Raw genomic sequence first — 12,239 nt, 5'->3', positions numbered from 1 at the left:
GTCTTGGGCGCTCTCGTGACCCGTGCGTCAGCCGTTGAGCCCTGGCAAGACGCCATCGCCACCGGGCTCGGCAAACCCGGAACCGCCATGCCGGGCGGGGTCTACCGCGTCGGCCTGCCCCGGACCGACCTGAAGGTCACCCTCGACGGCGTACAGTTGAAGCCGTCCCTCGCCCTGGGCTCCTGGCTCGCCTTTGTGCGGCACGGGGGCGGGAACGAGGTCATGGTCATGGGCGACCTCGTCCTGACCGAGGACGAGGTGAACCCGGTGATGAAGTGCCTCGTCGAGAACGGGGTCGAGATCACCGCCATCCACAATCACCTGCTGCGGGCCTCGCCGAGCACCCTCTACATGCACGTCTCCGGGCACGGCGAGCCCGGCAAGCTCGCCACCGTCCTGGCGGGGGCGCTGGGCGCCAGCCGGACGCCCTTCGGCAGCGAGACTGCGGGTGGCTCCCCGCCTTCCGGGAAAACCGAACCGGCCTCTGCCGGCGAGGGACCGGTGCCGGCGAAGGCGACCGCGCCGGATCAGGCACTCGACCTCGACACGGCGGCCATCGACGCGGCCATCGGGCGCAAGGGCAAGGTCAACGGCGGCGTCTACGCCGTGAGCGTGCCGCGCTCCGAGACGCCGAAGGATCACGGCATGACCGTGCCCGAGGCCATGGGCTCGGCGATCGCCATCAACTTCCAGCCGACCGGCGGGGGCAAGGCAGCCATCACCGGCGACTTCGTCCTGACGGCGGACGAGGTGAACCCGGTCATCAAGGCGCTGTGGGAGAGCGGCATCGAGGTCACCGCGCTCCACAACCACATGCTCGACGACGAGCCGCGGCTGTTCTTCATGCACTTCTGGGCGAACGACGACGCGGGCAAGCTGGCCAAGGGCTTGAGGGACGCGCTCGACCAGGTGAAGGTCGCGAAGGGCTGATGCGCAGGGGCGTCGCCATGGTGACGATGTCGGTGAACTCCAGGCGGCGGTGCCTCGCGGTCGTCGTGGCGGCCGCAAGCACCGTCTCCCTTCTGGCAACGGTTCCGCAAGCGAGCGCCGCCGGATGCGAGGGCACGTCTTGCACCCTGGATCAGGGTAGCCAGGGTGCCGGTGCCCCGGCGGTGCCGCCGGCCGCTTCGGTCGACATCCGAGAGAGGCGGTCGGGGGACCTGTACCGCGTCTGCCTCGCCGAGCGCGGCGAGGCCTCGGGCTGGTGCAGCGCCTACCTCATGGGTGTCGCCGACACGCTGGCGGCCTTCGGCGATGGCGGCGACAAGGGCGGGATCTGCGCCGCCGACTACACCATTGAGGCTCTGGCCGAGACGTACATGACCTGGGCGCACGCCAACGAGGCGCTGCTTCGGACCGACATGCTGGCGGGGGCCAGCCTCGCCTTCCGGCAGCGCTGGCCCTGCGGGGGGTAAACCGAGCGCGCCCACCTCTCGCTCTAGAGCCGCCCCAGCCATCCTCCCGGTGCTGACGATGACTGTTCCAGGTCGGCATCCCTTCAAGGTCGCCGTCGTCTGGCGCGGCGACGCCCAGGCTCGGGCCGCGACGCGTCCGGAGACCCGCCGGTTCGCGGCGGTGTTCGCCGCTTTGGAGCGGCACGGGCTCGCCGGCGAACCCGCCGTCTGGGTCGAGGGACAGGCCGACGTCCTGCTGGCCCAGCTACTGGCTGTCGATGCGGTGCTCGTCTGGGTGAACCCCGTGACGAAGGACACCGGCGAGGACCGAGGCGCCCTCGACGCGCTGCTGCGGGAGGTCGCCGCCGCCGGGATCCTCGTCAGCGCCCACCCTGACGTGATCGACCGGATGGGCACCAAGGAGGTGCTGTACCGGACGCGGGAGATGGGCTGGGGAACGGATACGCATCTCTATGCAAGCTGTGCCGCCCTCGCGGCGGCGTTCCCCCGGCGCTTGGCCGAGGGGCCGCGGGTGCTGAAGCGCAGCCGCGGCAACGGTGGCATTGGCGTGTGGAAGGTGGAGCGCGCCGCCAGCGCGGAGGAAGTCCTGGTTCAGGAGGCGAGCGACAGGAGCCGGCGCATCGTGCCGCTCGACGCATTCCTGGCGCAGCGCGCCTCCGACTTCGCGGCGGGCCTCACCCTCGTCGACCAGCCGTTCCAGATGCGACATCTGGAGGGGATGGTCCGCTGCTATGTCAGCGGCACGCAGGCGGCGGGGTTCGGCACCCAGCTCGTCACTGCCCTGGCGCCGCCTGAGCACGGACGGGCGCCGCCGCGCCTCTATTCCGGACCGGAGGACGAGCGGTTCCAGCGCTTGCGATGCCTGCTCGAACAGGACTGGATACCCGAGATGACGAACCTGCTCGGGTTGAAGCTGGAAGACCTGCCCGTCATCTGGGACGCCGACTTCCTGCTCGGGCCGAAGGATGCCGGCGGCGAGGACACCTACGTGCTCTGCGAAATCAACGTGAGCTCGGTGTTCCCGATCCCCGATGAGGCGCCTGACGTCCTGGCTGCGACGACGCTCCGGCGGCTGGCCGACGCTCACAGGTGATCCCTAAAGGTTACCTGCGGTACGATGCACGAAGTCGATGTTTCGAGCACGACGAACGCGCCCGGGACATTTCGAACAGACGTCGATCCATAAGCTTCCTCTTCGACCGGGACCTGGCTTCAACGTACGTCCATGACGACCGGCCGCGTGTGCCGGGTATGTCGGGTCTGGGTATGATCGAAGACGCCGACCCACATGTAGAGGTGGGTGCCGGGGACGAAGGATGCGTCGTACTTGCTCTCCGACTTCAGGGCTCGGCTGACGATCAATGTCCAATGGCCGTCGCGCCAGTCGGCCGCCCCCTTGAGATCGTAGCGGTCCCCGGAATGGTTACCGGTGATCAAGACCGCCGGCATGATCGTTCCCACCGGCACCTTCGCGTCCGCTTCAGCGGTGTAGTCGACGGTGTCCTGAGGCAGCATCCACCATTTCGAGCCATCGTCCGTCCCGGCGTTGGGGTCGTCGTTCCATGTGCCCATCGCCCGGGTCATGGCGACATGATCCTTCGGCAGCTTCAGCGGTGTGACCGGGCCACCCTTGTAGTCCGCGGGCGTCATGAGCTTGAAATTGTACGTGTAGGGCGTGTCGCCCGGATCGCCCCAGTAACCGGCCTGATATCGGTTGAGCTGCGCAGCCTCGTTCTGCGTCGGCTGTCGGGGCGGGCCGATATACATGTCGTCGACCTCCCCGAGCAGGCCGCCGCGTGAGGCCTTCCACTGCCACATGTCGACCATATGGCCGTCCGTGTAGTGGAGCCCGCGCCCGTTGCGCGAGCCGGGGAAGTCGGGATGCGGCTTCGGCCCGAGATGGGAGACACCGCCGGACCCGAATGCGTCGCTCGTGGAGAAGATGACGGCGAACTTGTCTTCATAGAACGTGGTGACGTCGTCGATGAACGGGCTGTCGCCCAGCAGGTGCCATCCGTCCTCGCGCTTGATCATCGGTAGCCGTCGGGTCGATCTGGAGGGATCTTCCCACCGGAACGCGAAGTAGATGCGGGCCTCGTCCCGAACGGCACGGATCTCGACGGTCGACTCGCCAGATCCGTCCTTCAGGTTGATGCCCTGCATCGTCCGGATCGTCACCGGACGAGCGGTTTTCCAGACGTCGTCGTCGAGGAGCTTCGCGAGATCCGGAGCGCGGTTGACCGGTCGGACGTCGAGGTGGTCGCGTGTCGCGACGTCGACGGCCGCGAGACCGGTGATCACCGGTATGCCGACCAGGGACGCGATCAGGAGGGGCTTGCGAGAAGCCGCAGCGCTGGTGAGCGCTGCTGGACGAAACAACCGGAGCAGTTGTTGCCAGCCGCCGTACAGGAAGTGGGTGGTCATGTGGATCGCGATGTAACCGAGCGCGATCAGGGCGCAGGTCGCATGCAGCCAGACGACCCACCCACCGAAGCCCAGATAGAGGGCGATCCCCGTGCCGGTCATGATCAAGACGACGGCATAGATGAACCAGTGCAGCAGCACGTTGACGCCGCCCCAGCGTGCCTTTCGAGCGGCGGCTGTAGACCCGGGCAGCGCGAGAGCACGCATCCTGCGCGGCGCGTTGCGATCTAACAGGCCCCCGAGCACGAGGTACAGGACGTAGGCGGTCAGGCAGAAGAATAGCGCGAGGCCCGCGAGGAAGTGCACGGTCCAGACTTCACCCTGCGGAAGGATGGGCGCGATCCACTTGGCGAACACGGCCGTGCGGGCGTCGGCCGAGATGCGCAGGCCGGTGAACAAGCTCGCCACCATGGCGACGACCGTCAGCCAATGGATAACGATCGTACCCAGGTCGCTGCGAGGCTTCGAGGTGGAGTTTGCCTGCGATGGGGCTCCGGAGCGAAGTTCGGCTGGAGCCACTGCCTTGTTCATCCACGTAGCTCTCAAAAAGCGATTTGACATCGATTCGAGCGGCAGGATGAAGATGTTTCGTTAACGAATTTTCTCACATGCCTTCGCGGCTATTGCTCGGGTCGCAACGGGTCGGGTTCTCTCGCTTCGACGAGACTGATCACTGCCGGTATCTGCGGTGGTTCTCGCCGCGGCCGCGGGTTTTGGACCAGAGAAAGCGCTTGAGTTCCGCAACCTCCTCAGGCTGGCGGGCGCCAGCCGACGTTCTGCACGCAACGGCCCTGCTTCTGAAGGGCGCTACAGGATTGGCTCCTGCTCTTAACGATGCCCGTGCCGGTGATGCAGATCGGGATAATGCGGATGGGTGTGCCGCAGCGGCTTGTGCCGGTGCCAGTGCGAGTGTGGTTCCATCACCGGACCGTCATGCTCGTGCTGGTGGTGCTCGTCGTGGACGTGGATGTGCTCGTGCTCCATGACCTCGTGAGCGTGCTCGTGCTCGTGGCGCTCCGCGAGGTGCAGCCACAGGCCGATCCCCATCAGCAGACCGGCCACGACGACCTGGATCGTGACGGGCTCGCTCAGCAGCGCGACGGCAATCACCGCACCGATGAAGGGCGCGAGCGAGAAGTATGCCCCGGTGCGCGCCGCGCCGAGGTGGCGCAATGCCAGCATGAACAGGACGAGGCTCACCCCGACCCCGAGGAACCCGACCACGGCCGCCGCGCCGATCGTAGCAATGGGCGGCACGGTCGCGCCCAGCAGGAGAGCCAGGGCGACATTCACGCTGCCAGCCACCAGACCCTTGATGGTCGCCGTCACCACCGGGTGGGCCGAGGAGAGTTTGCGCGTCAGGTTGTTGTCGATGCCCCAGGCCAGACAGGCCGCGGCGATCAGCGCCGCACCCGCATCGAGGCGCACGCCTTCGCCGTTCCACGACAACACGACCGCACCCATGAGGATGGCGAACGCACCGAGCAGGAGACGCCGATCGACGTTCTCCCGGAATACCATCCACGCGATGAGCATGGTGGCCAGTCCTTCGAGATTGAGCAGGAGGGAGCCGGAGGTGGCCGAGGTGCGCGCCAGCCCCAACATCAGCAGGAGCGGCCCAGCCAACCCGCCGAAAAGTACCACCGCTGCCAGCCACGGCAGATCGTGACGACGCAAAGGAGCTTCCGGCGCCGAGACGCCGAGCATCGCCCGGGCGGCATGCACGGCCGCCAGTCCGCTGCCAGCGCCGAGGTAGAGCAGCCCAGCGAGCAATTGAGGTGGCATCACGCCGAGGAGCAGCTTGGCGACAGGAGCCGAGGCTCCGAACAGCACGGCAGAAAGGAGGGCCAGCGGCACACCCGGCCACAGGTGGGAATGCGATTGCTTCATACCGCGAAACTATCAGGCAGAGCCATGTTCGCCGACCCGCGCTAGTGGCGAGCGTCATGGCCGCTTTCCGCAAGCAGCTGCTACGCACGTCTACGGCTCGCTTGTTCGTAGCCATGCACGAAGCGCAATGGCGTCGCCGATCCAATAGGGCCTGCCCTACTGGAACGATCCGAGCCACGGATCATAAGCGTTCCATGCGGTGGCCTCTAGTGCACAGACGCCGACGAACGCATCACGTGCTTGTCCGCTAACTTGCTGCTACCACTTCGAAAAATTCACTATCTGGTGTACGCTTTGTCGGCGTCAGAGCACTAGCTTCTGGAACGCAAAATCGCGAACGTCAGAGATCATTGTGGAGCTCGGCGGGACGGCTGCGGGACAGACACGATGAAGGACTGTTCGGCCATCGCAGCGGCCGCTTCCGTACCTTTAGTTCGCCCCGTAAGCCGCCCTCCGAACATTGATGGTCGTGTCCGCTTGCGGGAAATCGTGACAGCTCACCGAATGACCGGGATGGGCGCATTTCGGACCTGAAGGAAGGGGTGCTGCGGTATCCGCTTCCCAGTTGCCTGACATTCTGGGTCTGATGCTCGTCACCTGCTCAGCTTGGGCCGCCGCGTGTGGCTCGTCTGTGAAGATGCGGCACCGCCCTTCCTTTTGACGCGTTCTTTCAGAGGCAGGAGGCGACCGCGATGACATTGCCCAAGAAGCTAGTCCGCATGCTCGCCGACGAAATCCGGGGTGAGTTCCACCTCACGTTCGAGAACGAAGATGGTGAGGTCTTCCGGGTGCGTGTGACCGAGCAGCAGGTCGCGGGTCTGATCCAAGATTTAGACGAGCTGCTCGGCGATGACGTCGAAAACGAGGATGAGCTTACCGAGCACAAGGAAATGGGGGACGAGTAGCCCGTAAGGTCGGAGTGCCACGCCTTGTATCTTAACCTGACGGACCGGTTTTAGGCTGCGCTGATTAAAGGGATCAGCCGGGTCCGGTCAGGGGTGAATACTGCTATCGTCTGCAACCACGCGCTGAGCCCCTCGGTCCGGGAGCAGCAGGTGTGGGACGCATTGCGGTCCGCCTGCGCGGCGCTGGCAGGGATCGCCCTCGTGGCGCGCGGGCGCCCAGCAGCGTAGCGTCGAACGCGCGATTTGCTCGGATCCCGGTGAGGGTGAGGCTCGGCATGGGTGTGAGTTCGACGTCGCCAGCCGTGGCCGATCCGGCGATGAGCGAATTCTTCAACCGGTCCGGGCTAGTGAAGCCCGGCGAAGGAGTGCGGCTCATACCTCTCACCGGCGGGGTGGCCTCAGACATCTTTCGGGTCGAGGTCGGCGACCGCAGCTTCGTTGTCAAAAAGGCGCTGGCTCGCCTGCGCGTCGCGCAGGAATGGAACGCCCCGGTATCGCGTAATGCCAGCGAAGTGGGCTGGTTCATTGAGGCGAAGCGTGCCGTTCCGCAGGCGGTGCCGGACATCCTCGCGCACGAACCCGCCTTGGGCTTATTCGCGATGACTTACATGGATCCAGCGCGCCATCCGATTTGGAAGGATGAGCTCCGCGACGGCCGGGCCAGCTCTGCCTTCGCCTCGGTGGTTGGCCAAACCATTGCCGCTGTTCACGCGGCGACCGCGCATTCGGCCGACGTAGCCCGCAACTTCGCCAACGATAGGACGTTCCTCGCCATTCGCCTGGAACCCTACCTAGAGGCGACCGCGAGACGGCACGGCGACCTCGCAGAGGAGCTCTGCGCTCTCTCCCGAGCGACGATCACGCGCAAGCTCGTCCTGGTGCACGGCGACATCAGTCCGAAGAATATCCTCGTCGGTTCAGCCGGACCTGTGCTGCTCGATGCCGAATGCGCCTGGTACGGCGAGCCAGCTTTCGACTTGGCCTTTTGCCTCAACCACCTGCTCCTCAAGTGCGTCTGGAAGCGGCAGCACGCGACGCAGTACCTCGCCTGCTTCGATGCCCTGGCGGCCTCCTATCTCTCCGGTGTGCGGTGGGAGGCGTCCGAGGATGTGGAGGCGCGCGCGGCGAGACTTCTGCCGGCACTGTTTCTAGGCCGCGTCGATGGGAAGTCGCCCGTCGAATACATCACGACGGGGGCCGACCGGGAGCGCGTCAGACGAACGGCTCGTCACCTGATCGTGAGCCGTCCGCAGCGGCTGTGCCAAATTCGACGCCACTGGGCCGAGGAGATCCTGCATTGACCGACTTGACCATCACGGCCGTGCATGGACGCAGGGTTTGGGATTCCCGCGGTCGCCCGACCGTCGAGGTCGAGGTGACGTTGGGCGAGCGGGCCTTCGGTCGCGCCATCGCGCCTGCGGGGGCGTCCACCGGCTCGGGCGAGGCGGTCGACTTGCGAGATGCCGGCGAAGCCTTTGGCGGTCTCGACGTGCGCCGCGCGATCGGCAACGTTAAGGGACCGATCGCCCAGGCCCTGGTGGGGATGGATGCGAGCGACCTTCCGGTGATCGACGCGGCGATGATCGCGCTTGACGGCACGCCCGACAAGTCGCGTTTGGGCGGCAATGCCATGGTCGCGACATCCATGGCCGTGCTGCAAGCCCACGCCCGCGCCGTGAAACTTCCGGTCTGGAAGCTTCTGGCCGAAGCGCGGCGGGTGCGCATCCCCCTCCCAGAGATCCAGATCTTTGGGGGCGGCGCACACGCCGAACGGCGCGTCGACGTTCAGGACTTCATGGTGATGTGCCCGAGTGCTGGCTCCTTCGCCGAGGCCCTGGACTGGACGGCCGAGATCTATCGGGCAGCCGGTGTCTTGATGCGCAACGCCGGCAAGCTCCAAGGCGTGGCGGACGAAGGCGGGTACTGGCCTGTCTTCGCTTCCAACGAGGAAGCACTGGACACTCTCGTGCTGGCGATCGAAGCCGCGGGCTTCAAACCAGGCGCTGACGTGGCAATCTCGCTAGATGTCGCAGCGTCCGAGTTCGGTCGAGCAGGCGTTTATACCTTGGCGCTCGACGGCCGGAAGCTGGACACGGGTGAGATGATCGACATGCTCGGACGCTGGCTGCGGGCGTATCCCATCGTGTCCGTCGAAGATCCCGTGGCCGAGGACGACATTGAGGGGTTCCGGGCCTTCACAGCAAGCTATGGCCAGCGCTGCCAGATCGTCGGTGATGACTTGCTGGTGACCAATGCTGAGCGTGTGAAGCGGGCAGTCGGCGATCGCTCGGCCAATGCGGTGCTGATCAAGCCGAACCAGGCGGGAACGGTCACGGAGACTCATGCAGCCCTGCTCGCCGGGCGAGAGTCCGGCTTCGGCACCATAGTCTCGGCCCGCTCCGGCGAGACGGAAGACACCACCATCGCCCATCTGGCGGTCGGCTGGGACGCCGGCCAGTTGAAAGTCGGATCCTTCACTCGGTCGGAGCGCATGGCCAAGTGGAACGAGATGCTGCGCATTGAGGAGAGCATGGGAAGAGAGGCGGTGTTCGCAGGTTGGTCGGCCCTGCCGTTCGGGGAAACTGTTCCGCCAAAATCACGCGGCTTTTCGTTGCCGAGCTGACGGAGCGCGGTCGCAATGAGGGTCGCCGCGTTCGGGCGCAAAGTAGCCGACCGGATCTGGCCGATTGCGGCCGGTCCGCTTTTAAACTGGAAATCGGAAAAGCGGACGTTGCTGTCGTGCACGCTCGCGATCCCATTCAGACCTCCAGCCTGTCCTGGATCTACCCGAGCTTCTGACTAAACCGAGGTGAACGTGGCGCTGGCGCACGCGGCGATCGAACGCGTCCAAATCCATGCGCCAGGCGGCGGAACGGTCCTACCGATTTGGACCCGAAATGGCGAGGCAATCTCGGGCGACGACATCCTGTAATTCGGTGACCTCGGCAAGGCCGCATCTGGTCTGGCCATTGCCAATGCGCCGCCGTTTCAGCAGCCTCTCAGAAAGCACTTCTTTTCAAAACAATGGTAATTCTATATAGGCGATTTGTTCAATATAGACAGCATCTCGGTTCCCTGAGGCCATTGGCGATGTCGAGTTTTGGCGAATCGGTGGCTCGTCATCAAAGATTCATGGGACCACTCCTCGTGGCAGCGATCCTGTTCGGCTTGGCCGGGCTGCCGGTCGCGGTCTGGCTCGACCTGCGCGGCCTGTCCGAGCGCATGCTGGCTACGCAGGCGATCGAAACCGGCCGGATCATCGACCAGATGCGGAGCTTCTACGCCAGCGACGTAGTCCAAGCGGTCAACAGCGCGACTGGCCGGATCGAGACGCGCCACGACTACAAGGGCGTGCCGAACGCGATCCCGATTCCCGCGACGCTTTCCCTGGAACTCGGCGAGCGGATCAGCGGCGGGGACGGGGCAGTCAAATATCGCTTCGTCTCCGACCTGCCGTTCAAGGACCGCAAGCCGCACGAGCTCGACGTCTTCGAGACCCAGGCCTTGGCCGACCTGCGCGCCCATCCACAATCGGGGGTCGTCAGCGAGAACACGGGTTCTATTTTCGACCGCCAGGTGCGCATCGCAGCCCCGATCCGGATGGAATCCGCCTGCGTGCGCTGCCACAACGCCCATCCCCTGAGCCCAAAGACTGATTGGAAGGTCGGCGATGTTCGCGGCATCCAGGAAATCGTCCTGCACCAGCCGATCGTCGCCAACGTCTTCGCCTTCAAATATCTTCTCGGCTACTTTATCCTGGCGGCTCTGGCCGGTACCACCTTCCTGCTTCTGCAGGCGCGCCAATCCCGACTTATCGACYGGATGAACCGAGAGCTGACGGAGTCGAATGGGTTTCTGGCTTCGATCTCGGTGCAGATCGCCAAATACATCTCACCCCAAGTCTACAAGAGCATCTTCAGCGGCGAACGGGATGTGTCGGTGACCACCGAGCGCAAAAAGCTGACAATCTTTTTCTCCGACATCAAAGACTTCACCGCCACCACTGAGCGCTTGCAGCCCGAGGAGTTAACCGCTCTTCTGAACGAGTATCTGACCGAGATGACCGCCATCGCGCTTAAGCACGGCGGTACGGTGGACAAGTATATTGGCGACGCGATACTGGTCTTCTTCGGCGACCCCGATACCATGGGTGTCCGCGAGGACGCGCAGGCCTGTGTCCGGATGGCTATCGAGATGCAGCAGCGCCTCGGCCAGCTGAACGCCCGCTGGCGGCGATCCGGCATCGAGCGCCCGTTTCAGGCCCGGATCGGCATCAACACGGGTTACTGCAATGTTGGCAATTTCGGCAGCGACGAGCGGATGGACTATACGATCATCGGCGCGGAAGCGAACCTCGCAGCCCGCCTACAAGCCGCCGCGGCGCCGGGCGGGATCACCCTGAGCTACGAGACCTACGCATTAGTCAGTGACATCGTTCAAGCGAGCCCGCGTGACCCGATCCACATGAAGGGCATTAGCCGTGAGGTCGTCCCCTACGCCATTGAGGGCCATCTCACCGCGGAGGTCCCGGAGAAAATCTTCTCTGAGCATGCAAGAGGCATCGACTTCTACATCGATGTCGACGCCCTGGAGGCGGAGGGCGCGGCCCGGCTTCGGAAGCGCCTTCTCGATGCGCTCGCGGCCGTCGACCGCCGGATGAGCGGTACGGGCGCCTCGGGCACGTTCCCAGAGCCGGGTGCGCGGCCATCCGCAGCGAACTGACAGCACAGGTGCTGTGCGGCTCCACGTATCTAGCCAAGGTTGCTGCTGGTCGGGTCAAACTCAGCAGCGTGCGATTAGCTGAGCGCGTCGGGCCATCCTCAGCTCGATCGAGAGTTGAACGTGCCGCTGTCACCACGTCCGCTTTCGATACTCCACTGCTTTCGGGACAGCGGTGGCGATGAGCGGGAAGCGGGCGGCCGGTCCTGGCCGTTTGCGGAATGGCTGCTTCGGGGCGTTGGACGGGGAAAAGCGGACACACCGTTATCAACCAAACCTTACCTTAGGGTGTGAAGCGAACCAAGCCATTGCATGGTTTAGCAGTTTGTGATTCCAGGCGGCCGTTTGCGGCCTGGAGGTGACGATGGCGAACCTGTTCTGGCTCTCGGACGAGCAGTGGGCGGTGATCGAACCGTTCATGCCCAGGAACCAGCCCGGACCCGAGCGCAACGACGACCGGCAGGTCATCTCGGGCATCCTGCACGTCCTCACCTCGGGCTGCCGCTGGCGTGATTGCCCGGCGGCGTATGGGCCGCGCACCGCGGTCTACAACCGCTTCAATCGCTGGTCGCGGCGCGGGTTCTGGAAGGCGATGCTCGCCGCGCTGGCCAGGGCCGGATGGGCTGGTGACGCAGCTGTGCAGTCCCGCGGTGTGGTGGCATCAATTTAGCTGTAACCGCCGCACACCGGGGGCGTTATGGGACAGGTTCTTCACGGCTGCGCCACGACCACGCACGCGGTCAGAGCAACGCTACAGCGATCGAAAGCTCCGCTCAAAGATCTTGCCGCCCAGCATGGACTGAACCCCAAGACAGTCGCGAAGTGGCGTAAGCGAGCCTTCGTGCATGACGCGGCGATGGGACCGAAGACGCCGCGCTCTACCGTT

General features: G+C 65.0%; 10 protein-coding genes and 1 pseudogene. 9 read left to right on the top strand and 2 right to left on the bottom strand.

Annotation, left to right across the window (positions count from 1 at the left end; translation table 11 throughout):
* Positions 1–15: 15 nt before the first annotated feature.
* From AC1DXK_RS21155 to AC1DXK_RS21145, 3 genes are read left to right on the top strand one after another with little or no spacing between them, the layout of a single operon-like run.
* On the top strand, positions 16–930 hold the full coding sequence (locus tag AC1DXK_RS21155; protein ID WP_457108694.1) for a DUF1259 domain-containing protein: 915 nt from the start codon (positions 16–18) through the stop codon (positions 928–930).
* Positions 930–1,415, top strand: a complete 486-nt coding sequence (locus tag AC1DXK_RS21150; protein WP_457108693.1) for a Rap1a/Tai family immunity protein — start codon at positions 930–932, stop codon at positions 1,413–1,415. Before AC1DXK_RS21155 ends, AC1DXK_RS21150 begins: the two co-directional genes overlap by 1 nt.
* A 58-nt stretch (positions 1,416–1,473) precedes the next feature.
* Entirely contained in the window at positions 1,474–2,508 is a 1,035-nt protein-coding gene (locus AC1DXK_RS21145) for a Cj0069 family protein (RefSeq protein ID WP_457108692.1), read from the top strand.
* A 119-nt stretch (positions 2,509–2,627) separates the two neighbouring features.
* Here AC1DXK_RS21145 and AC1DXK_RS21140 read toward each other — a convergent pair whose 3' ends face one another.
* Together AC1DXK_RS21140 and AC1DXK_RS21135 are read right to left on the bottom strand one after the other, a co-directional pair.
* Entirely contained in the window at positions 2,628–4,370 is a 1,743-nt protein-coding gene (locus AC1DXK_RS21140) for an ethylbenzene dehydrogenase-related protein (protein WP_477298962.1), read from the bottom strand.
* A gap of 297 nt (positions 4,371–4,667) precedes the next feature.
* Positions 4,668–5,729 carry a DMT family transporter gene (locus AC1DXK_RS21135; RefSeq protein WP_457108690.1) on the bottom strand — a complete coding sequence of 354 codons (1,062 nt, stop codon included), beginning with the start codon at positions 5,727–5,729 and terminating at the stop codon, positions 4,668–4,670.
* Positions 5,730–6,421: 692 nt separating this feature from the next.
* On the opposite strand from AC1DXK_RS21135, the gene AC1DXK_RS21130 reads away from it, so the two are divergent.
* The 6 genes and pseudogenes from AC1DXK_RS21130 to AC1DXK_RS21105 all read left to right on the top strand — a co-directional run.
* Complete coding sequence (locus AC1DXK_RS21130; protein WP_457108689.1) at positions 6,422–6,634, top strand: hypothetical protein; 213 nt, start codon at positions 6,422–6,424, stop codon at positions 6,632–6,634.
* Positions 6,635–6,951: 317 nt separating this feature from the next.
* Positions 6,952–7,935 (top strand): phosphotransferase family protein, encoded by a 984-nt coding sequence (locus AC1DXK_RS21125; protein ID WP_457108688.1) that lies wholly within the window; start codon positions 6,952–6,954, stop codon positions 7,933–7,935.
* The gene (gene eno, locus AC1DXK_RS21120) at positions 7,932–9,257 is read left to right on the top strand and encodes a phosphopyruvate hydratase (RefSeq protein ID WP_457108687.1); all 1,326 of its coding nucleotides are present in this window, start codon (positions 7,932–7,934) and stop codon (positions 9,255–9,257) included. Before AC1DXK_RS21125 ends, eno begins: the two co-directional genes overlap by 4 nt.
* 467 nt (positions 9,258–9,724) lie before the next feature.
* Complete coding sequence (locus AC1DXK_RS21115; protein ID WP_477298959.1) at positions 9,725–11,356, top strand: adenylate/guanylate cyclase domain-containing protein; 1,632 nt, start codon at positions 9,725–9,727, stop codon at positions 11,354–11,356.
* A 361-nt stretch (positions 11,357–11,717) separates the two neighbouring features.
* Positions 11,718–11,990: pseudogene (locus AC1DXK_RS21110) on the top strand (transposase); the annotation flags it as partial.
* 60 nt (positions 11,991–12,050) lie between these two features.
* A partial coding sequence (locus AC1DXK_RS21105) for a transposase (protein ID WP_477298957.1) occupies positions 12,051–12,239 on the top strand: 189 nt, incomplete at its 3' end.

The sequence above is a fragment of the Methylobacterium sp. P3_A11 genome, from assembly GCF_056403155.1.
The sequence above is the reverse complement of the archived record's forward strand: the minus strand, read 5'-3'. Positions and strand labels throughout refer to the sequence as shown.

Coding starts and splice junctions, on each gene's coding strand:
- AC1DXK_RS21150 (WP_457108693.1), top strand. CDS start 930: ATGCGCAGGGGCGTCGCCATGGTGACGATGTCGGTGAACTCCAGGCGG.
- AC1DXK_RS21125 (WP_457108688.1), top strand. CDS start 6,952: ATGAGCGAATTCTTCAACCGGTCCGGGCTAGTGAAGCCCGGCGAAGGA.
- AC1DXK_RS21135 (WP_457108690.1), bottom strand. CDS start 5,729: ATGAAGCAATCGCATTCCCACCTGTGGCCGGGTGTGCCGCTGGCCCTC.
- AC1DXK_RS21130 (WP_457108689.1), top strand. CDS start 6,422: ATGACATTGCCCAAGAAGCTAGTCCGCATGCTCGCCGACGAAATCCGG.
- AC1DXK_RS21140 (WP_477298962.1), bottom strand. CDS start 4,370: ATGAACAAGGCAGTGGCTCCAGCCGAACTTCGCTCCGGAGCCCCATCG.
- AC1DXK_RS21145 (WP_457108692.1), top strand. CDS start 1,474: ATGACTGTTCCAGGTCGGCATCCCTTCAAGGTCGCCGTCGTCTGGCGC.